The organism is Janthinobacterium sp. 64 (assembly GCF_002813325.1).
In the GTDB taxonomy this organism is placed as follows: Bacteria; Pseudomonadota; Gammaproteobacteria; order Burkholderiales; family Burkholderiaceae_D; genus Janthinobacterium.
This window is the reverse complement of the sequence record NZ_PHUG01000001.1, coordinates 650490-672547: the sequence shown is the minus strand read 5'-3', so window position 1 is coordinate 672547 and position 22058 is coordinate 650490. Positions and strand designations below refer to the sequence as shown.

14 protein-coding genes, 3 tRNA genes and 1 pseudogene are annotated in these 22058 nt (G+C 60.9%); 5 read left to right on the top strand and 13 right to left on the bottom strand.

Annotation, left to right across the window (positions count from 1 at the left end):
• The first annotated feature begins 5 nt into the window (after positions 1 to 5).
• The gene (locus tag CLU91_RS02880) at positions 6 to 2450 is read left to right on the top strand and encodes an FtsX-like permease family protein (RefSeq protein ID WP_100872900.1); all 2445 of its coding nucleotides are present in this window, start codon (positions 6 to 8) and stop codon (positions 2448 to 2450) included.
• Between the two features lie 5 nt (positions 2451 to 2455).
• Here the strand turns inward: CLU91_RS02880 and CLU91_RS28370 are convergent.
• The 10 genes and pseudogenes from CLU91_RS28370 to tig form a co-directional block, all read right to left on the bottom strand.
• Positions 2456 to 2563, bottom strand: a pseudogene (locus CLU91_RS28370) (IS1595 family transposase); the annotation flags it as partial.
• Between the two features lie 148 nt (positions 2564 to 2711).
• Positions 2712 to 3680 (bottom strand): IS1595 family transposase, encoded by a 969-nt coding sequence (locus CLU91_RS02875; RefSeq protein ID WP_100872899.1) that lies wholly within the window; start codon positions 3678 to 3680, stop codon positions 2712 to 2714.
• Between the two features lie 129 nt (positions 3681 to 3809).
• Positions 3810 to 5735 carry a SurA N-terminal domain-containing protein gene (locus tag CLU91_RS02870; protein WP_198521226.1) on the bottom strand — a complete coding sequence of 642 codons (1926 nt, stop codon included), beginning with the start codon at positions 5733 to 5735 and terminating at the stop codon, positions 3810 to 3812.
• Positions 5736 to 6146: 411 nt separating this feature from the next.
• Positions 6147 to 6223 (bottom strand) — tRNA-Asp (locus tag CLU91_RS02865).
• A 17-nt stretch (positions 6224 to 6240) separates the two neighbouring features.
• Positions 6241 to 6317 (bottom strand) — tRNA-Asp (locus CLU91_RS02860).
• A gap of 125 nt (positions 6318 to 6442) precedes the next feature.
• A complete protein-coding gene (locus CLU91_RS02855; protein WP_010398442.1) occupies positions 6443 to 6715 on the bottom strand; it encodes an HU family DNA-binding protein in 273 nt (90 codons plus the stop codon).
• A gap of 204 nt (positions 6716 to 6919) precedes the next feature.
• Positions 6920 to 9331: an endopeptidase La gene (lon, locus tag CLU91_RS02850; RefSeq protein ID WP_100872897.1), complete on the bottom strand. Its 2412-nt coding sequence runs from the start codon at positions 9329 to 9331 to the stop codon at positions 6920 to 6922.
• Between the two features lie 275 nt (positions 9332 to 9606).
• The gene (clpX, locus tag CLU91_RS02845; RefSeq protein ID WP_034751010.1) at positions 9607 to 10875 is read right to left on the bottom strand and encodes an ATP-dependent Clp protease ATP-binding subunit ClpX; all 1269 of its coding nucleotides are present in this window, start codon (positions 10873 to 10875) and stop codon (positions 9607 to 9609) included.
• A gap of 200 nt (positions 10876 to 11075) precedes the next feature.
• Entirely contained in the window at positions 11076 to 11693 is a 618-nt protein-coding gene (gene clpP / locus CLU91_RS02840) for an ATP-dependent Clp endopeptidase proteolytic subunit ClpP (RefSeq protein ID WP_374106865.1), read from the bottom strand.
• A gap of 84 nt (positions 11694 to 11777) precedes the next feature.
• Positions 11778 to 13118, bottom strand: a complete 1341-nt coding sequence (tig, locus tag CLU91_RS02835; RefSeq protein WP_100876550.1) for a trigger factor — start codon at positions 13116 to 13118, stop codon at positions 11778 to 11780.
• Between the two features lie 600 nt (positions 13119 to 13718).
• Between tig and CLU91_RS02830 the strand changes: the two genes are divergently transcribed.
• Together CLU91_RS02830 and CLU91_RS02825 are read left to right on the top strand one after the other, a co-directional pair.
• The gene (locus tag CLU91_RS02830; RefSeq protein ID WP_100872896.1) at positions 13719 to 13901 is read left to right on the top strand and encodes a hypothetical protein; all 183 of its coding nucleotides are present in this window, start codon (positions 13719 to 13721) and stop codon (positions 13899 to 13901) included.
• Positions 13879 to 15423, top strand: a complete 1545-nt coding sequence (locus CLU91_RS02825) for a hypothetical protein (protein ID WP_100872895.1) — start codon at positions 13879 to 13881, stop codon at positions 15421 to 15423. The genes CLU91_RS02830 and CLU91_RS02825 overlap by 23 nt, the downstream gene beginning before the upstream one ends.
• A 58-nt stretch (positions 15424 to 15481) precedes the next feature.
• Here the strand turns inward: CLU91_RS02825 and CLU91_RS02820 are convergent.
• The 3 genes from CLU91_RS02820 to CLU91_RS02810 all read right to left on the bottom strand — a co-directional run bounded on the left by CLU91_RS02820 (position 15482) and on the right by CLU91_RS02810 (position 20000).
• Positions 15482 to 15564 (bottom strand) — tRNA-Leu (locus tag CLU91_RS02820).
• A gap of 177 nt (positions 15565 to 15741) precedes the next feature.
• Entirely contained in the window at positions 15742 to 18840 is a 3099-nt protein-coding gene (locus tag CLU91_RS02815; protein WP_100872894.1) for an efflux RND transporter permease subunit, read from the bottom strand.
• Positions 18837 to 20000: an efflux RND transporter periplasmic adaptor subunit gene (locus CLU91_RS02810; protein ID WP_100872893.1), complete on the bottom strand. Its 1164-nt coding sequence runs from the start codon at positions 19998 to 20000 to the stop codon at positions 18837 to 18839. Before CLU91_RS02810 ends, CLU91_RS02815 begins: the two co-directional genes overlap by 4 nt.
• Before the next feature lie 289 nt (positions 20001 to 20289).
• On the opposite strand from CLU91_RS02810, the gene hpnC reads away from it, so the two are divergent.
• Entirely contained in the window at positions 20290 to 21171 is an 882-nt protein-coding gene (hpnC, locus tag CLU91_RS02805; protein WP_100872892.1) for a squalene synthase HpnC, read from the top strand.
• A gap of 46 nt (positions 21172 to 21217) precedes the next feature.
• Positions 21218 to 22051, top strand: coding sequence for a presqualene diphosphate synthase HpnD (gene hpnD / locus CLU91_RS02800; protein WP_099376923.1), 834 nt, complete (start codon positions 21218 to 21220; stop codon positions 22049 to 22051).
• Positions 22052 to 22058: the final 7 nt, after the last annotated feature.

Here is a 22058-nt window from a genome sequence, read left to right as displayed (position 1 = left end):
CCAGCATGACATTCGCACATTTACGCCTGGCCTGGCGCAGCCTGCGCCACGATCCCGCGTACGCACTGGTGGTGACGGGCGGCCTGGCCATCGGCTTCGCCGCCGCCCTGCTCCTGCTGGCACTGGTACGCCATGCCTGGCAGTCGAACCAGCATATCGCGCACGTGGAACAGCTGTACGTGGTCAAGCAGCGCTACAACGTCGACCCCAAGGCGCCCTGGTTCGACCAGGCGCCGCTACTGCTGCGCCAGGCCGGCGCCAGCGCGCCCGGCGTCGCCGCGGCCACCGCCTACCTGCCGTCGCGCCCGGAAAGCCAGGGACTCACGGTGCGCATCGGCGCGCAATTGAGCCAGCTGGCCAGCCTGACGGTCATGCCGGGCTTCGAGGAACTGCTGGGCCTGCACGCGCTGCAGGGCAACCTGCCGCACACCCTGGGCCAGCCGGGCGCCATCGCGCTGACGCAGGACGCGGCGCGGCGCCTGTTCGGCAGCAGCCACGCCGTGGGCCGCACCCTGCTGGCCGACGGCAAGCTGCTGCGCGTGGGCGCCATCGTGCCCACGCCGCCCGCCAACACGACCATCGCGTTCGAAGCGCTGGTCGGCACCGATTCCCTGCTGGCCGATGCGGACGTGCGCGACGAAATGCGCACGGGACAGCGCGGCTGGTGGGGCAAGCTGCTGCTGCGGCTGCACCCTGGCAGCGCGCCGGACGCGGTGGCGCGGGCCTTGCAGCAAGCCATCGACGCCAGCCCCGCCGTGCAGGCGCTGCCGTTGGAAGCGCGGCAGCGCCTGGCAGGACGCAAGGCGATGGAAATCGTACTCGCGCCGCTGGGCAGCGCGTATTTCGACGCCGACGTGGCGCACAACCAGATCGCGGGGGCCGGTGAACGGGCCCACCCGGCCGCCATCGCCGCGCTGGCGGCCATGGCCGCGCTGATCCTCGCCCTGGCCGCCGTCAACTACGTCAACCTGGCCACCGTGCGCATGCAGCGGCGCCAGACGGAAGTGGCGATGCGCAAGGTGCTGGGCGCCGGCGTGCGCCAGATCGTGCTGCAACTGCTGGCCGAATCCCTGCTGGTATCGCTGGCGGCCGCGGCCGCGGGCCTGCTGCTGGCGTGGCTGCTGCAGCCGCTGTTTGCCGAACTGGTCGACCGCAGGCTGGAAACGCTGCTGGCGCCGGCCAGCATCGCCACGGCCGTCGCGCTGGGACTGCTGCTGGGTCTGTTGACCGTCATCTACCCGGCCTGGATCGCCATCGGCGTGCGCCCGGGCCACGTCATGAGCGGCAGGGGCGGCGGCGAATCGGCGCGCGGCCTGCGGCTGCGGCGCGCGCTGACGCTGCTGCAGGTGGCCAGCGCCATGGGACTGGCCAGCATCAGCGTGGCCATCGCCTGGCAGGCCAGCTATGCCATGCGCGCGGCGCCCGGCTTCGAGCCGGGTCCGCTGCTCATCGTCGACTTGCCCGTGCTGGTGCGCGGCAACGTGCAGGCGCAAGGTTTCATCGCCGCATTGCAGGCCGAGCCGGCTGTCGCGGGCATCGCCATCTCGGAAGATGCGGTGGGCCGCAGGAACGCCGCCTGGTTCCGCGACCTGAAGCGTCCGGGCGGCGCCAGCGCGCCGATGGACATGAAGTCGGTGAGCGCCAATTTCTTTGCGCAGTACCGCATCGCTGCCACGGCTGGCCGCCTGTTCGATCCGCGCCAGGACAGGGAGGACGATGGCGTGCCGCTGGTGCTCAATGCCATCGCGGCGCGCGAGCTGGGCTTCGCCGAGCCAGCCGACGCGCTGGGCCAGATCCTGCTGTTCAAGGGCTTTGACAACAAGGTGACCGAAAAGCGCGTGATCGGCATCGCGCCGGAGCTGCGCTTCCAGTCGCTGCGCGAACCGCCGCGCGCGATAGCGTACGAGCTGTGGACGGCAGGAAGCGTCCTCAGCGTGCGCGCGACGGGGTCGCTGGCGGCCGTGGAGGCGGCCGCGCGCGCGGCCTGGCCCCGCTACTTTCCCGAAGCCATCATCAAGCTGCGGCCCGCCGCTGCCATCCTGGCCCACAACTACGCGGACGATGCGCGCATGGCGCGCCTGCTGACCCTGTCGACGGGCATCGCGCTGGCCATCGCCGCCTTTGGCACGTATGTGCTGTCGGCCCATACGGTACAGCGCCGCGCCAGGGAAATCGTGCTGCGCAAGCTGCATGGCGCGCACCGCGTCGCCATCGGCCTGCTGGTGCTGCGCGAAACGGGCACGCTGGTGCTGCTGTCGGCCGCCGTCGCGCTGCCGCTGTCAGCGCTGGCCATCGAGCGCTACCTGGCCGGCTTTGTCGAACGGGCGCCGGTGGGCTGGTGGACCATGCTGCTGGCCTTGGCCGCTACCATGGCCGTGACCTGCGCGGCGGCGGCGCGCCACGCCTGGCTGGCCATGCGCCTGCCCCCGGCGCAGGCGCTGCGCGGTTGATGCGGCAAGCCGTGCGCGTGGCCATGCCGGTGAGCATGACTGCTATTGCAATCCGGACAATGCAGGCGCTGCCGGGCCACCTTGTCGATCAGGGCCACAGTGGCACCCAGCGGCGCGGATCAGTGCGGCAACTGGGCGACGAAGGCTTTCCACAGGGCTGGCTGCGTGGACGGCTCCCGCCGGCCTGCAGAGCCAGACAGCAGGGGCAGATACAGATTCCTGGAATTTCCCTGCTTGCCGGGGACAGCGCCAAAAAAATGGCTATGTCACCGTCAAATGTGGGAATGTCCCCAAAGTGGCTCTGAGCAAGCTTTCGGGGGACAATATTCTCCGTGCGTCGAGTATCCAGCGCCAGCCCAGGTAGTTCGGCAGGTAGCGCGTGGCCACGCCATGAAACGCCTGCAGCCAGCCGCGCAACCTGCTGTGATACGCATTGACGTTCTGCACATGCACCGTGCCGCGCACGCGAACGCCGGCCCGCAAGTTAACCGCCGCATGCCCGATGCCGATCTCCCTGGCAAACACGGGATAGGCCGGATGGCCATCGCTCACCAACAAGATGTCATGGTCGATCACCGCTGGCAGGCAGGCGTGCAGTTTGGCCTTGCTCAGCTGGCCCATGCCGGCAACGAAGTCGACGGTTTGGCCGGTGCGGTCGCGCGCCACCAGCACGCACACCTGCTCGTTGGAAATGCCACGCTGGCTGGCGCGGCCTCCGCGCTTGCGCGCCGGCCGCGTCATGTGTTTTGAACCTTTCTGCGACTCGAGCACATACATCTCGTCGGCTTCGGTAATGCCATGCAGGCAGCGTGGCCGGTCGGTCTTGGCCAGCGCGAGGAAACGGTGGCGCCAGCGAAAGCTGGTGTTGCGATGGATATGCACCTTGCTGGCCGCCTTGCGTACCGAAAACGAGTTGAGCAGGCAATCGGCATAGGCCAGCCAGCGTTCCTTGTGGTGCAGATGCGCCAGCGGCGTGCCGCTCAAGGCGTTGAAGGTTTTGCGGCAAGGCACGCAGCGATAGCGCTGCAGACCGTGCGTCTGGCCGTGACGGTGAAAATGTGTCGATCGACAGCTGGGACAATGCAGTTGCGCCAGCGCTGTTTGCTCGATCAGGACGACGGCCGCAGCCTGTGGCGCGCTGGTGCGTAATAATTCGCTGCTGGCAAGACGCTGGCGGTGCGACAGTTGCGGGAATTGGCTGGCGAAGGTCTGCCACTGGGCGGCGTCCATGATCGGCTCCTTGAAAGGAAATACCTGATCCAGTTAGACCTCAGCAACTGCGGCGCGTTCCCACCGCTTTCGATGACAGAGCCAAAAAAAAGCCGCTCAAGAGCGGCTATTTTTATGGGCTAAAACTGATTACGGTGCTTCCGGCGCTGCGGCAACCGGCGCGGTCACCGGCTTGACGATCTTCACCTTGGCCTTGGCTTTCAGGTATTCGACGTAGTCGAACATTTCCTGTTGCGCCAGGATGCCGCTGATCTGGTCTTTCTCTTGCTGGCGGCGTGCCGCGTCCACTTGTGCCGGCTGCTGCACCTTGCCGATGCGGTAGATGCCGTAGCCCAGGGCTGGCAGGTCGACGCCCACGTAGGCTGGCAGCTTGCTCGTGTCCGCTTTCATGACTTGCGCGATGGCGGCGCGGTTGATGCCGTCGAGCTTGCTGCGCGAGACCCATTGCGCGGCGCCGAAACCGGTTGCGTCACCCGAAGCCTTCAAGGCGGCCAGCTTGGTTTCGCCCGCTTTCTTGGCCAGCTTTTCCGCTTCTTCCATCGTCACGCGCTGACGGATCATCGCTTCGACTTCAGCCAGCGGACGCTTGCTGGCTGGCTTGAATTCCACCACGCGGCCGGCGATCAGCACGTTCGGTGCAACGGTGACGGCTTCCGTGTTGCGCTTGTCTTTCAGCGAGTCGTTCGAGAAGATGGCGGTCAGGAACTTGGCGTTGTTGAACGGCGCCTTGCCCAGTGCCGGCGACGGCGTGCGCGACAGGTTGGCGACGCTTTCCACTTTCAGTTTCAGCTTGTCGGCCACCGGTTTCAGGCTGTCCGATTGCTCGTAGACCGTGTTGGTGAACGCTTCCGCCATTTCCGAGTATTTCTTGGCAGCAAATTGCTTGCGCAAGTCGGCCGTGATTTCGCCGCGTACTTCGTCCAGTGCTTTGACGTGCTGTGGCTTGAGCGAGGTCACGGTCAGGATGTGATAACCGAAATCGGAAGCGACGACATCGCTGATTTCGCCTTGCTTGAGCTTGCTTACCGCGCTCAGCAGTGGTGCTGGCAAACCATCCTTGCCAATCACGCCCAGGTCGCCGCCCTGCTCTGCGGAAGCCGGGTCTTCCGACTTGGCTTTCGCCACGGCGGCAAAGCTGGCAGGCGTTTTGCGCACGTCAGCCAGGATCGCTTCAGCCTTGGCCTTGGCCGCTGCCTTGTCGGCGGCCGATGCATCTTTCTTGACGGCGACGAGAATGTGGCTGGCCTGGCGCGCTTCTGGCGTCGTGTAGGCTTTCTGGTTCTTCGCGTAGTAGGCGGTGACGTCGGCTTCGGTGACGTCGACTTGCTCGCCGGCGGCGCTGTCGTCCAGCACGACGTATTCGATCTTTGCTTGTTCCGGGATTTCGAAGAACTTGCTGTTCTTGTCATAGAAAGCCTTGATCATGGCGTCCGTCACTTTGACTTCCGACACGTACTGGGCGATCGGCAGCAGCAGTTCCTGCACTTCACGCTCTTCCGAGGTGATGTCGGACAGACGCTTGGCAACGGTATTCGGCGCGAAGGCGGTGCCTTGCACGGCGCCGGCCAGTTGCTGCAGGGCCAGGTCGCTGCGGCGGCGCGCATCGTATTGCTGTGGTGACATGCCTTGCGCGGCCAGCATGGCCTTGTAGCGTTCCAGGTCGAATTTACCGTCCGGCAAGGTCAAGCCAGGGATTTCCAGCACTTCCTTTTGCAGTACGGCATCGCTGATGACCAGGTGGCTGCGGCCCACTTCGGCAGCTACGGCGCGCTCGGCGATCAGGTTGTCGAGGATGCTCTGGCGCGCTTCCGGCGTGTCAAACATTTTCTGGTCGAACTGCTCGCCCATCATCTGGCGGTAGCGGTCGATCTGCTGGCGTTGCGCTTCTTCATATTGCTGCTGCGTAACGACCTGGTCGCCGACCTTGGCGATGGTGTTCGCGCCATCGCCGAAGCTTTGGTAGCCGCTGATACCGACCAGTGCAAAAGACGGGACGATGACCAGCATCAAGAGAAACTGCATCAAGCGTCGATGGGTACGAATAAATTCAAACATGGTCAGCCAATTCGGGATGAGTGGATCACTATAAAAAAAGGCGAACATGCGTTCGCCTTGATTTCTTCGGCGGAATGGACGGGACAGATGTCCACTTCCCCTTTAGATTCAACAACTTGGCGCTGGAACTAAAGCAGGATTCTGACGCCCAAGCCATTATCTCCTGATTCTACAATGCCCATAGCGCTATAGCAAGAGTAAATCAGGGCGCACGCCCTGCCCTGGCGCCACGTGGACGGCAAGGCGCCGGACTCGGGCATTTAACCGGACGCAACTTAAAGGGGATTTAAACGCCGGTGTTTTTATTCAAAACGGCAGGACGGGATTTTAAAAAGCAGGCGCGCCGAGATAATCTGGCGCTGAAAAAGAAAAACCCGCGCTACTTATTCAGCAGCGCGGGCTTCTATATTCTGGCGGAGCGGACGGGACTCGAACCCGCGACCCCCGACGTGACAGGCCGGTATTCTAACCAACTGAACTACCACTCCTTAAGAGCGTATTTTTTTGGCGGAGCGGACGGGACTCGAACCCGCGACCTCCGACGTGACAGGCCGGCATTCTAACCAACTGAACTACCACTCCGAAAAATACACAGTACTGCTTGCATTTGTATCCAGGGCTGCAATTCGCAGAACTTCAACCCTGAAATCGCGGCACCCGAAAGCGCCGCCAAATGTTTCCGGTGATTGTCACCTCACCGAAGTCCGTTAGTTTACAGCATCCTTCAAAGCTTTACCAGCTTTAAATTTTGGAACTTTTGCTGCTTCGATCGTGATCGCTTCTTTGGTACGCGGATTGCGGCCGGTACGCTCAGCGCGTTCGCTGACCGAGAAAGTGCCAAAACCAACCAGCGTCACGCTGTCGTTGTTTTTCAAAGTTTCCGTCACGCCGCCGATAACAGCGTCGAGTGCGCGCGCAGCGGCGGCTTTGGAAATGTCAGCTTTTTCAGCAATGTGGTCGATCAATTCAGTCTTGTTCACTAGCATCCCCAATTACAAAGGTATAAAACGATTACCGTATCGTTGCGGCACTTTTGGCACCACAGCTGTCCGGCGAAAAAAATGTGCAGGCGTATTAAACAAGCCACACTGTATATGTGTCAAGCGCTTTGGGGGCGCAATTCACGTTTCAATATAAAACAAGCGCTCTAAAAGCGCTTGTTTGGGGAAAACAGGGGTAAAACGTTAGTGTTTTACCACCTCACCAGCCGCGTCAGGCTTGGCCGCGGCAGCCGTGACAGCCTCCACAGCAGCGACTTCCGCCAGGGGTTCCGGCATGCGCTCGAGGGCGATTTCCAGCACTTTATCGATCCAGCGCACGGGCACGATCTCCAGCTTGTTCTTGACGTTGTCCGGAATGTCGGCCAGGTCTTTCACATTCTGCTCTGGAATCAGGACCGTCTTGATGCCGCCCCGATGGGCCGCCAGCAGCTTTTCTTTCAGGCCGCCGATCGGCAACACTTCGCCGCGCAAGGTGATCTCGCCCGTCATCGCCACGTCGGCACGCACGGGGATGCCCGTGAAGACCGACACCATCGCCACCGTCATGGCCGCGCCAGCCGAAGGACCGTCCTTCGGTGTCGCGCCTTCCGGCACGTGGATGTGGATGTCGCTCTTCTCGAACACGTCCGCCTTGATGCCCAGGCGCTGTGCCCGGCTGCGCACCACCGTGCGGGCGGCCTCGATCGACTCTTTCATGACGTCGCCCAGGGTACCCGTGCGGATGATGCCACCCTTGCCCGGCATCGACACGGCTTCGATAGTCAGCAGATCGCCGCCCACTTCCGTCCATGCCAGACCGACCACCTGGCCCACCTGATTTTCTTTCTCTGCGACGCCGAAATCGTAGCGGCGCACGCCGAGGAATTTATCCAGGTTCTTCGAGTTGACGATGACTTTCTTGTCAGACTTTTTCAGCAGCAGCATCTTCACCACCTTGCGGCAGATCTTCGACACTTCACGCTCGAGCGAACGCACACCGGCTTCCCGCGTGTAGTAGCGGATGATGTCGCGCAAGGCCGACTCGGCCACCGAGATTTCTTCTTCCTTCAAGCCATTGTTCTTGATCTGCTTCGGCAGCAGATAACGCTGCGCGATGCTGGTCTTTTCATCTTCCGTGTAACCGGACAGACGGATCACTTCCATGCGGTCAAGCAAGGCTGGCGGAATATTGTACGAGTTCGACGTGGCCACGAACATCACGTCCGACAAGTCGAAATCGACTTCGATGTAATGGTCGGAGAACGTGTGGTTCTGTTCCGGATCCAGCACTTCCAGCAGGGCCGACGACGGATCGCCACGGAAATCGGCGCCCATCTTGTCGACTTCATCGAGCAGGAACAGGGGATTGCGCACGCCGACTTTCGACAGCGATTGCAGGATCTTGCCCGGCATCGAGCCGATGTAGGTGCGGCGGTGGCCGCGGATCTCGGCTTCGTCGCGCACGCCGCCCAAGGCCATGCGCACGAACTTGCGGTTCGTCGCGCGGGCGATGGACTGACCCAGCGAGGTCTTGCCGACGCCCGGAGGACCGACGAAGCACAGGATAGGCGCTTTGAGCTTGTCGACGCGCTGTTGCACCGCGAGGTATTCCAGGATGCGTTCCTTGACCTTGTCGAGGCCGTAGTGGTCGCCTTCGAGCACTTTTTCCGCATTCGACAGATCGTTATTGACCTTGGATTTCTTTTTCCAAGGCAAATTGACCAAGGTGTCGATGTAGTTGCGCACGACGGTGGCTTCGGCCGACATCGGCGACATCAGTTTCAGCTTTTTCAGCTCGTTGGTGGCCTTGTCGAGCGCTTCCTTCGGCATCTTGGCCGAAGCGACTTTTTTCTCCAGCTCGTCGAGGTCGGCACCATCTTCGCCCTCGCCCAGCTCTTTCTGGATCGCCTTGACTTGCTCGTTCAGATAGTACTCGCGTTGCGATTTTTCCATCTGGCGCTTCACGCGACCACGGATGCGCTTTTCCACCTGCAAGATGTCGAGCTCGCCTTCGAGCTGGCCCAGCAGGTGTTCGAGACGCTTGGCCACGCTGAAAATTTCCAGGATGACTTGTTTTTGCTCCAGCTTCAGCGGCAGATGCGCGGCCACTGTGTCGGCCAGGCGGCCGGCATCGTCGATGCCCGACAGCGAAGCGAGGATTTCCGGAGGAATCTTTTTGTTCAGTTTGACGTACTGGTCGAACTGCTGCACGATCGCGCGGCGCATGGCTTCGACTTCCGACTCGTCGCCCGGCTCGGACTCGAGCGGCGTCAGGTCGGCGATGAAGTGCGTCGGCGCATCGCTGATGTGGTTGATACGGGCACGCTGCGCGCCTTCGACCAGCACCTTGACGGTGCCATCGGGCAGCTTCAGCATTTGCAGAATATTGGCTACGCAGCCAATTTCATAGATATCCGAAGGAGACGGCTCGTCCTTCGCGGCTGCTTTTTGAGCGGCAAGCATGATGCTCTTGCCCTGCTCCATCGCAGCTTCCAGCGCCTTGATCGACTTTGGACGGCCAACGAACAGCGGTATCACCATATGCGGGAAAACGACGACATCCCGCAACGGCAATAACGGCAGTTGAGTTTGCTCAGTTAATTTGGAAGTTGTCATGGCGTACCTTATAGAAAGCGTGTTTACGATGTTGGCGCTCGCTGCCAAAACACAAGACCGGCGAGAATAAATAATTCTGTGAAACAAACATTTTCTGTCTATTTCGCAAAACACACCCGCATGACGGTAATAAATGCAGTTTTCACAGTAAAAAAGCCACGCGCAGCTAAGCGCCGCGAGTGGCTTTCCGACTGAAGCCTGCACCCATTGATTTAAATTGTACTGCCATGCATTAAGGAATCAAAATCCTTTTTATGCAAATGTCTCAGCAGTAATCAATTTTCTCCGGAGGCTTTGGCAGTCTCTTGATAAATCAACAAAGGTTTGGCGCCACTGGTGATGGTATTTTCGTCGATGACGACCTTCACCACATTTTGTTCGCTCGGCAGTTCGTACATGACGTCCAGCAAAGCATGTTCCAGGATGGAACGCAGGCCACGGGCGCCGGTCTTGCGCGCCAGCGCTTTCTTGGCGATCGCATGCAGGGCGGCCGGACGAATCTCCAGTTCCGCGCCTTCCATGTCGAGCAACTTCGAATACTGCTTGATCAGCGCATTCTTTGGCTCGACGAGGATCTGGATCAGCGCCTCTTCCGTCAATTCCGCCAGGGTGGCGATGACGGGCAGACGACCGACCAGTTCCGGGATCAGGCCGAACTTGACCAGGTCTTCCGGTTCCGCTTGCAGCATCAGTTCGCTGGCCGAGCTTTGCGACTTGCTGCGCACCGTGGCCGAGAAGCCGATGCCGCTCTTTTCGGAACGGTTGGCGATCACTTTCGACAGGCCGTCAAAGGCGCCGCCGCAGATGAACATGATGTTGGTCGTGTCGATCTGCACGAAATCCTGATTCGGATGCTTGCGGCCGCCTTGTGGCGGCACGGAAGCCATCGTGCCTTCGATGAGTTTCAACAACGCTTGCTGCACGCCCTCGCCCGACACGTCGCGCGTGATGGACGGATTGTCGGACTTGCGCGAAATCTTGTCGATCTCATCGATGTAGACGATGCCGCGTTGGGCTTTCTCGACGTCATAGTTGCAGCTTTGCAGCAGCTTCTGGATGATGTTTTCCACGTCTTCACCCACGTAACCGGCTTCGGTCAGGGTGGTGGCGTCGGCGATCACGAACGGCACGTTGAGCATGCGCGCCAGGGTCTGTGCCAGCAGGGTCTTGCCCGAACCGGTAGGACCGACCAGCAAGATGTTGCTCTTGGCCAGTTCGATGTCGTCTTTCTTGCCCAGGTGCTTGAGGCGCTTGTAATGGTTGTACACCGCCACCGACAGGATGCGCTTGGCAGTCTGCTGGCCGATCACGTACTGATCGAGCAAAGCGGCAATTTCTTGCGGCGTCGGCAGGTCCGATTTGGTACCAGTCACCGTCTCGATGCTCGACGTTTCATCACGGATGATGTCGTTGCACAGGTCGATGCACTCGTCGCAAATGAACACGGACGGGCCGGCGATGAGTTTCTTCACCTCGTGCTGGCTTTTGCCGCAGAACGAGCAATACAGTAATTTTTCGCCGCTAGAGGATTTTTTGTCTGACATAAGGCATTTTGGTTGGAACTGCATTAACAATATTGCAAAATCGCAAGCCGGAGTGCGGCAGTTGCCCGCAAAGGCAGCCACCCATGGCGCAAGTCAACAACGTGCACAAGCTCCATGCTACCCGAAATAAAAGCGAAACGCCCGAACGTTTGAGCGCCCGGGCGTTTACTTACAAGCTTAGCAATACCGGTAGGGGCTCATCAAGCGCGGCTGGTCAACACTTTGTCGATCAAACCATACTCAACGGCCTCGTCGGCGGACATGAAACGGTCGCGGTCGGTATCCTTGGCGATCTGTTCGATCGACTGGCCCGTGCGCTCGGCCATGATGCCGTTCAAGCGGGTGCGCAGGTAAAGGATTTCCTTCGCCTGGATTTCGATGTCGGACGCCATGCCTTGCGAACCACCGGACGGCTGGTGAATCATGATGCGCGAGTTCGGCAGCGAGAAACGCTTGCCCTTGGCACCAGCGGCCAGCAGGAAAGCGCCCATCGAAGCAGCCATGCCCGTGCACAGGGTCGAGACGTCCGGCTTGATGAACTGCATGGTGTCGTAGATGGCCATGCCGGCCGAGACCGAACCACCTGGCGAGTTGATGTAGAGCGAGATTTCCTTTTCCGGATTTTCGCTTTCCAGGAACAGCAGCTGGGCGACAACCAGGTTGGCCATCTGGTCATTGACCGGGCCGACCATGAAAATCAAGCGTTCTTTCAGCAGGCGCGAGTAAATATCATACGAGCGCTCGCCGCGACCGCTTTGTTCCACCACCATCGGCACCAGGCCGAGCATCTCTGTGTCCAGCGCCGGATTACGGTTCATACCTGTCATTTCATTTCCTTGTGAAGCAGTTAGAGGGTGCCACCACTACCTCGCGGCGGCAGCGGCATCCGGATACCAACTGGTTTACGCTTGTGCGTTGCTTCCCATCAGTTCGTCGAAAGCAACTGCTTTCGTCGTGACTTTCGACAGGCCCAACACGTAGGTGACGACGTTTTCTTCCAATACAAGGGCTTCGATCTCACCCAGACGACGACGGTCGCTGTAGTAGTACTTCAGCACTTCGCGTGGATCTTCGTAGCTTTGGGCGAAATCTTCGATTTGCGCCTTGACTTGCTCAGGCGTTGCTTGCAGCTTGTTGTCGCCCACCAGTTGCGACAGGATCAGGCCCAGGCGTACGCGACGCTCGGCTTTTTCCGCGAACAGTTCTGCTGGGAACGGCACGTCCTTGACGTTCATGCCGCGCTGCGCCATGTCTTGACGGGTCATTTCGGCCAGGCGCTCGGAATCCTGAGCGATCAGCGTTTTTGGCACTTCCAGCTCAGCAACTTTGATCAGCGCGTCCATGACGGCTTCCTTGTTGCGCGCTTTCACGCGGCCAGCGACTTCACGCTGCAGGTTGACTTTGATGTCTTCGCGCATTTTGGCCAGGTCGCCATCGGCAACGCCCAGGGACTTGGCGAATTCAGCATCGACTTCCGGCAGGTGCGCCCATTCCAGCTTTTGCAAGGTGATGGTGAACGATGCGGTTTTGCCGGCCACGTCTTTACCGTGGTAGTCCTCTGGGAACGACAACGGGAAAGTCTTGGCTTCGCCCACTTTCAGACCCAGGGTAGCTGCTTCGAATTCTGGCAGCATGCGGCCTTCGCCCAGCACGAAAGCGTAGCCTTCAGCTTTGCCGCCTGGGAATTCAACGCCGTCGATCGAGCCGACGAAGTCGACGGTCACGCGGTCGCCATTGGCAGCGATAGCTTCACCGCCGTCGCCGTGTTCGCCAGCTTCGCCCTTGGTGTGGAAGTGCACGCGCTGCTTGCGCAGGATATCGATGGTCTTGTCGATTTCGGCTTCCGATACCTCGGCTTGCACGGTTTCGATTTCAACGGCCGTCAGGTCGCCGATGGCGACTTCCGGATACACTTCGAACGTTGCGTCGAAAGCCAGTTGGCCTTCGGCTGCTTCTTCTTTCGGCACGATGTTCGGGAAACCGGCCACGCGCAGATTGTTTTCGTTGGCGGCGTCGTTGAACGCGCGGCCGACTTTGTCGTTCAGCACTTCGGATTCAATTTGGTAGCCGTATTGTGCTGCGACCATTTTCAACGGCACTTTGCCCGGACGGAAGCCCGGTGCCTTAGCCGTACGGGCTTGCACTTTCAGGCGCTTCTCAACTTCCGTGCGGACGTCCGTCAGCGGGAAGGAGATCGTGATACGACGTTCGAGTTTGCCCAAGGTTTCGACTGCAGTTGCCATGTAAAAAATCGTCCAAAAAATAAACACTGTTGGTGCGAGAAAAGAAGACCCGACCCCTTGCGCCATCACTGGCGGCAAGACATGGGTCCAGCTTCACTCGCTCGCATATTCATCTGTAAAAGTACTGAAAACAGGACGATGGACCTGGTCTACCCGGCTGAGGGAAAAACCCGCACCAGGCACCAAACAATCCGCCGCTTCCAGTACTGCGACAGGGCTCCGAGCGTCCAGCCTTGCTTCCAGGTAAATGCAAGGCCGGCCATCATTCGGTAAAGCGTGGCATTATAACAAAGGACTTCGGGAAAGTGGCTGGCTTTGCGGCCCGGCCACAGAGGATGCCAGCGGCGGCGAACGAATCGCCACAGCCTGGGTTGCCCTGTCTTTACTCTTGCCCCGGCTTTTCTTATTTCGCCAGAGACAGGCTTTCCAGCCTGCTTCGTTCATTAGTATATGCGAACTGTCGCTCCGTCCGAAACAAAGAAATGCGCTCTTGACGAAGATTTCGGTCAAAAAACCTTTGATTTACCTCAATTTGGCCATTTTTCAGGCAAACCTAAGCCGCCGTTCCTCTCTCCAAGTGAATTTAATGGAGAAAATATCATGAGCGATAGCGCACCCGGCACTTCCAGCAACGCCAAAGCCAAGCTGCAAATGGTCCTCAGCCGCCTGCTCGACGGGGTAACGGACGACGACCTGCAAAAAATCCAGACGGAAGTCGATGAAATGGAATTGCGCATGAAGGGAGACGGCCATCACGACCATGATCACCCCACCGCCGCCTGAGCCGGCAGTGGCTGCGCTTGCCATGCGTGCCGCAGCACCGGATGCAGTCGTGCTGGCCGCCGTGGAAACGGCGCTGGCCAGCCACCGCGCCTTTGGCGACAGCAACTATATCCGCGACCAGCTGGCCGTCGCCTACCGGCGGCGCCTGCACAAGCTCGGTGGTGCCCTGCCCGAGGCGGAAAGCCTGGCCACGCTGCTCGATGCGGCGCCACCGGAGCGCCAGCGCCAGTTGCTGGGCGACACGGTGCTGCGCTGCGCCGTGCAACACGCCATGCGCCAACTGCATCTGGGCGACGACTACGGCTTGCCTTTGCCGCAATGCGCAGCGCTGTTCCTGGCGGCGGGCGAGCACCTGCGGGCGGGTTTGCCCGGCGGCCCGCTGGTGGCCCATTTGCCGCCCATGGCGCGCCTGCACGACGAAGCCAGCCCACAGAACGAAGACACTTATATATGGCATGCCTGGCAGGAAGGCACACCGTACGCGCGCGCCTTCCTTGCCGTGATGGAAGATAACTACGGCGCGCCGCTGGCCACGCCCACGCCGCAGGAACGGGCTCTGCTGCGCCGGGGCCTGCGGCTGCTGGAAACACTGCTGCCCCGCCTGACGGCCAGCGCGCTTTCTCACGTGCAATTGATTGCGCTGTTTCCCAAGCTGGGCACGTGGCGCGGCAAGGCCTCCAGCTCGCAATTTCGCGTCAATGGCAGCGTCTTCCTGAACCAGGAACTGATCGGCAACCCCTGGTGGCTGGCCGAGCACTTGCTGCACGAGTCCCTGCACCAGAAGCTGTACGACTTCCGCCACGGCCATCGCCTGCTGGCGCCCGATTATGCGCGCGAGGATGGCGCCAAGGTCTGTTCGCTGTGGAATGCGCCCGATGATGACGGCAATCACTATTGGGATGCCCACCGCACCCTGGCCGCCTTTCATGTGTATGTCCACCTGGCCTTGCTGTGCCTGCTGGCCGAGCGGCAGGAAGCGGCGCTGGCGCCACAGTACGGCCCCATCGGCCAGCACATGAGCGGCAGCCGCCGCGCCATCGACCGCGCCCGCTACCTGGGCGAGCAATTGCACAGCACGACCTGGCCGGAGCTGCGACAGGCGGGACGGCACATGACGCATTGGCTGCTCGATGTGCTCGACACGCTCGACACGCAACGGCGTCCCAGCGGCGCCACCCTGCACTTGCTGCTCGACCTGTACGAGCGCCAGAGCCGCAAGCTCGACACGTATCTTGCGCAACAGCCGCCGCCCCGTAGCGACACGCTGGGCCGGCAGGCGCAGCAAGAATTGACGATGACGCGCGAGGCGCTGCACCTGCTGGACAGGGAATTGCCGCCAGCAACGCATGCGCAAGAGCAAAGCTGGCCGCAGGCGCGGCAGCGCGTGTTGCAGGCACTCTGGCCGCTGACTGAAGATGATAAATTGATGGAAAGAAGCGTCTATCCGCAGGCGCTGGCGCAGCTTGCGCAGATGGTGCAACTATCGAGCCGGCAACTGGCCGCGCTCGGCGCACTCGGTTGATGACTACCTCGGAACATATCTTGATGGCGCTGCACTTCCGGGCTGGAACAACCCGGATTGGTGCGGATGGGGAGACTCGAACTCCCAAGCCGAAGCACTGGCTTCTAAGACCAGCGTGTCTACCAATTCCACCACATCCGCATTTGGTACTACTTTGTGCTAGCTTGCTCCCTTGATTTTAACAACTCGGGAGCGATCTGGCTACCGTGGACTCATTGAGCAAGCCGGGAGCAAGCGCTCGGTAAAGCAAAGGCGGCATTCTACTGGATTTCCCAGAGGAATGCCGCCTTTTTTATGCCAGTGGCCTGGGGTGACTATTTAACCTTCGACCTTGGCTGCCTCCACCGGCCTCTTGACCCGGAACCAGGCCGCATACAGGGCTGGCAGGAACAATAAAGTCAAGGCCGTCGCCAGGATCAGGCCGCCCATGATGGCCACCGCCATCGGCCCCCAGAACACGGAGCGCGACAGCGGGATCATGGCCAGCGCGGCGGCGGCGGCCGTCAGCACGATGGGGCGGCAGCGGCGCACGGCCGAGTCGATGATGGCATCCCATGGCGCCGAGCCATCGTTGATGTCTTGCTCGATCTGGTCGACGAGGATCACCGAATTGCGGATGATCATGCCGAACAGCGCGATGATGCCCAGGTTGGCCACGAAACCCAGTGGCCGGCCCAGCGCCAGCAAGGCAAACGCGGCGCCCGCCACGCCCAGCGGCCCCGTCAGGAAGACCAGCAGGGAACGCGAGAAACTGTGCAGCTGCAACATCAGCAAGGTGAAGATGATGAAGATGGCCAGCGGCAGATTGGTCGCAATCGACGCTTCCGCCTCGCCGCTGTCGGCCGCCACGCCTTTCACGGTGATGCGGTAGCCGTCCGGCATCCTGGCCCGTAAAGCGTCGAGCTGCGGCGCCAGTTGCGTCGAGACTGTCGCGCCCTGTATGCCGTCGATCACATCCGACTGCACCGTAATGGCCCATTCGCGCTTGTCGCGCCAGACCACGCCCGGCTCCCACACGAAATGCACGCGGGCCAGCTGCGAGATGGGCACGGACTTGCCCGTTGCCGTCGGGATATTCGTGTCATTCAGCACGGAAATCGTCGCCCGCTCCTCCAGTGGCTGGCGCACCTGGATATCGATCAGCTTGTTGTCCTCCCTGAACTGGCCGATGACCGTGCCCGACAGTATCGTATTGGCCGCCTGCATCACCGTTTTTGAGGTGACGCCCAGCGCGCGCATCTTGTCCTGGTCCAGGTCCAGGCGCAGCACCTTCACCGATTCATTCCAGTTGTCGTTTACGCCCAGGGTGTTCGGATTGGCGCGCATGACGTCCTTGACCTGGTCGGCGATGGCGCGCACACCCGCCACTTCCGGCCCCGTGACGCGGAATTGCACGGGATACGGCACCGGTGGCCCGTTCGGCAACAGTTTGACCCGGCCCCGCACTTCCGGGAAATCCTTCTTGAAGACATCGATGATCTTCTGGCGCAAGCGTTCGCGGTCGGCCAGGCTCTTCGGCAGAATCACCACTTGCGACACATTGGTCTGCGGGAAGATCTGATCGAGCGGCAGGTAGAAACGGGGACTGCCCGTGCCCACATAGCTGGTGACGCTGTCCACGCCGTCGAGCTTGCCCACAAAGGCTTCGAATTTCTTGACCTGCTTTTCATTCGCGGCAAAGGTCGTGCCTTCGGGCGACCACAGTTCCACCATCAGTTCAGGACGGCTGGAATCGGGGAAGAATTGCTTTTCGATAAAGTTGAAACCATAGATGCCCAGCGCAAAGATGGCCAGGGTGGCGGCGATCGTCGTCTTGCGCCATTCCACGCACCAGGTGACGGCGCGGCGGAAGCGGCGGAAGTTCGGCGTATCGAACAATTCATGGTCGTTATGCGCGTGCGGTTTCACTTTCAGCAAGACGTAGCCGATGTAGGGCGTAAACACCACGGCGACCACCCACGAAATGATCAGGGCCAGTGCATTGACGGAGAACAGCGAGAACGTGTATTCGCCGGCGGCCGACTTGGCCAGGCCGATGGGCAAGAAACCCGCCACCGTGATCAGGGTGCCCGTCAGCATGGGCATGGCCGTCGAGGTGTAGGCGAACGTGGCCGCGTCGAAGCGCGACATGCCCTCTTCCATCTTGCGCACCATCATCTCGACGGCGATGATGGCGTCATCAACCAGCAAGCCCAGCGCGATGATCAGGGCGCCCAGCGATATCTTGTGCAAGTCGATATCGAGCAGGCGCATGAACAGGAAGGTCACGGCCAGCACCAGCGGGATGGTCAGCGCCACCACCAGGCCCGGGCGCACGTCGATGCGCAACGGTTTTGTATGCAAGCCCAGCGCGATGAAGCTGACGGCCAGCACGATCAGGATGGCTTCGATCAGGGTATGCACGAATTCGCCCACGGAAGCGGACACGGCTTCCGGCTGGTTCGATACGCGCTGCAGCTCTATGCCGACTGGCAACTCGCTCTTCATGCGCGTGACGGTGGCCTGCAAGGCCTTGCCCATGTCGATGATGTTGCCGCCCTTTTCCATCGATACGCCCAGGCCGATTACTTCCTTGCCGTTGAAACGCATCTTGTCCTTCGGCGGATCGACGAATTCGCGTTTCACCGTGGCAAAGTCACCGAGGCGGAAGGTGGTGCCGTTGGCGCGCAGTTCCAGGTTTTCCAGGTCCTTGACGGATACCATGGCGCCCGTCACGCGCACTTGCAGGTTATCGGTCGGCGTCACCAGCACGCCCGTGGCGTTGATGCTGTTTTGCTCGGACAATTGCTGCACGATGGCATCGAAAGGAATGCCCAGCTGGGCAAATTTCTTGTGCGAAAAGATGATATTGATCTTTTCATCCTGCACGCCGAACAGTTCCACCTTCGATACCTGCCCCACGGCCAGCAGTTCCTGGCGCACCTTGTCCGCGTAATCCTTCATTTCCGCGTAGGTAAAACCGTCGCCGGACAGGGCGAAGATGGAGCCGTACGTGTCGCCGAACTCGTCGTTGAAGAACGGCCCCACGACGCCGGCCGGCAAGGTGCCCTTGATGTCGCCGATCTTCTTGCGCACCTGATACCAGGCGGCCGCCGTTTCCTTCGGTGGCGCCGATTCGCGCAATTCCAGCAAGATCAAGGTTTCACCCGGCTTCGAATAGCTGGTGATTTCATTGATGTACGGCGTTTCCTGCAGCTTCTTTTCCAGCTTGTCCGTCACCTGCTCGGCCATCTGCAAGGCCGTGGCGCCGGGCCAGTACGCTTGCAAGACCATGGCGCGGAAGGTAAACGGGGGATCTTCATCCTGGCCCAGGCTGGCATAGCTGAGCATGCCGCCAATCAGCAGCACGGCCATCAGATAGCGCGTCAGCGGGATGTGTTCGAGGGCCCAGCGCGACAGATTGAAGCCGCCCTTCATTTGGCGGCCCCCACGCTGACGGCGGCAGCGGCCACATCGGGCTTGCTGGCCAGTTCAGCGCCGAGGATGGTGACTTTCTGGCCCGGCTTGAGCAGGTTGACGCCGGCCGTGACCACCGTCTGGCCCGCTTTCACGCCCGAGGTCAGCAGCAATTCATTGCCCGCCACGCCGCCCACCGTCACCGGCACGAGCTTCACGGCGCCGTTTTCCACTACCCACACGGAGCTTTGCGACTTTTCATTGAACAGGGCCGTCAGCGGCACCTTGATCTGCGGCGTGGTGGTCTGCGAGGCGAACTGCACCACGGCCGTCATGCCCAGGCGCGCTTGCGGCGCGTCCGGGATGCTGACCTTGGCCAGGTAGGTGCGCGTGGCGGGGTCGGCCACGGGCGACACTTCGCGTATCTTGCCCGGCAAGCCTTGCTTCGGATCGGCCCACAGGCGCACGGTGACATCCTTGACCTTGCGCAAGGTCTCCACCTTGTCTTCGGGAATGCCGATCACGACTTCCTTCTCGCCACTTTTGGCCACCTGCACCACGGGCGCGCCGGGCGCCACCACCTGCCCCACTTCGGCCTCGATGCGCGTGACGACGCCATCGACGTCGGCCAGCAAGCTGGCATAGCCGGACTGGTTGGCCTGGCCACGGTACAGGGCTTGCGCCGCTTCCACGTTTGCCTGCGCCGCCTTGTAGGTGGCAACCTTGCCATCGAGCACGGCCTGGCTGACAAAGTTCTTCTCACGCAAATCCTGGTAGCGCTTCAATTCCGCGCGCGCCAGGTCGCGGCTCGTTTCCGCGCTGACCAGCGAGGCCTTGGCTTGCGCCTGCGACAGCTGCAAGTCGACGGGATCGAGCTGCATCAGCACTTGCCCCTTTTTCACGCTGGCGCCCACGTCGACCTTGCGCGCGACGATCTTGCCGCCCACGCGGAAACCCAGCTGTGACACCACGCGGGGCACGACTTCGCCCGCCAGCTCGGCACTCACGTCGACGTTACTGCTAGACAACACGATCGCGCGCACGGGGCGCACGTCTTCCACTTTGACGGCTGGCTTGGAACAGGCAGCCAGGGTCAGCGCCAGGGCGGCGGTGGCAATCAGCCGCAGGGCGGGCAATGCGGGTGCGCCGGTCTCGCGGCGCAGGGTTTTCAGGGCAAACAAGGTATTTTCCTTTACTATGCGGGCTGTAATATTTTTATGCGGAGAAACTTTTTGCTTGCCGATGGGGATAAGCCAAATTTTTTCGCACGCGATATCCTTAAATTTGTGACAATATCAGCTTGATCATGACAGGGAGTGACTTTCCCTAATGACTTTCTGGTTATTAATTATAATCGTGCGTAAAAGTTTTTAGTGACTTTTGCGTCATTAATCTTGAGCCGTACAACGTCCGCCACATTCCAGCGTTTGAGGGGTGCCGGACAAACGCAAGACTAGAGAAGCGTGTTCAATGCCTGTAGACCATTACGAAAACTTTCCTGTTGCATCATTTTTGCTGCCGCGCCGCCTGGTGCCCGCCGTCGAAGCCATCTATGCCTTCGCCCGCAGCGCCGACGACCTGGCCGATGAAGGCGACGCCACGCCGGCCGAACGCCTGGCCGCGCTGCACGCCTACGAAGCGGCGCTGGGCCGCATCGAGCGCGACGAAGGCCATGGGGGCGAGAACGCCGCCATGTTCGAACGCCTGGCGGCCGTCATCGCCAAACACCAGTTGCCGCTGAAGCCGTTTTACGATCTGTTGTCGGCTTTCAAGCAGGATGTGCAGACGACGCGCTACGCCAGCTACGACGACGTGCTCGATTACTGCGCCCGTTCCGCCAACCCCGTGGGGCTGCTGATGCTGCACCTGTACGGCGCGGCCGATGAACAGAATGTACGCGATTCCGATGCCATATGTTCAGCTTTGCAACTAATTAATTTCCTGCAAGACGTCGCCATCGACCAGCAAAAAGAACGCATCTACCTGCCGATGGAAGACTTGACCCGCTTTGCCGTGTCCGCCGCCGCCTTCGAGCGGCCCGAGGCGCACGGCAAGTGGAGCGCCCTGATGCGCTTCGAAGTGGCCCGCACGCGCGCCCTGATGCTGTCCGGCGCACCGCTGGCCCTGCGTTTGCGCGGGCGTATCGGCTGGGAGCTGCGTCTGGTGGTGCAAGGGGGCTTGCGCATCCTCGAAGCCATCGAAGCCGTCAATTACGACGTGTTCCGGCGCCGCCCGAAACTGGAAAAGCGCGACTGGCTGATCATTTTCTGGCGCGCGCTGCGCATGTCGCGCAAAAGCCTGCATCAAGAGACACAAGTAAAAACGGCTTTTCCCCCGTCGCCCACACTGTAAGACGATAGAATAGCGGCTTCGATCTGCAACCCTTGCTCTTTTGACTATGTCTCCCGACGAATACTGCCAACAAAAGGCCGCCCAGAGCGGCTCCAGCTTCTACTACAGCTTCCTGTTCCTGCCGGCCGAGCGCCGCAAGGCCATCACGGCCCTGTACGCCTTCTGCCGCGAAGTCGATGACACGGTCGACGACTGCACGGACGAAGCCGTGGCACGCACCAAGCTGGTCTGGTGGCGCAAGGAAGTCAAGGCCATGTACGAGGGCATCCCCACGCATCCCGTGATGCGCGCGCTGGAGCCGCACCTGGCCGTGTATCAACTGGAAGAAAAGCATTTGCAGGCCATCATCGACGGCATGGAAATGGACTTGAACCAGACCCGCTACCTCGATTACCAGGCCATGAGCCGCTATTGCTGGCATGTGGCCAGCGTGGTGGGCATCTTGTCTGCCAGCATCTTTGGCGCGACCCGCCCGGAAACGCTGCTGTACGCGGAAAAACTGGGCCATGCCTTCCAGCTGACCAACATCATCCGCGACGTGGGCGAAGATGCGCGCAAGGGGCGCATCTATTTGCCGATCAGCGAATTGCAGCAATTCAACGTGACGGCAGCCGACCTGCTGAACGCGCGCCACAGCGAGAACTTTGAAAACCTCATGCGTTTCCAGGTGGCGCGCGCGCAAAAGGCCTACGACGAAGCGTTTGCCCTGCTGCCAGCCGAGGACCGCCGCGCCCAGCGCCCGGGCCTGATCATGGCCGCCATCTACCGCACCGTGCTCAATGAAGTCGAGCGCGACGGCTACCACGTGCTGAAACAGCGCATCTCGCTCACGCCGATCCGCAAACTGTGGCTGGCCTGGAAGACCTGGGTTCGTGGCTGAGAGTAAG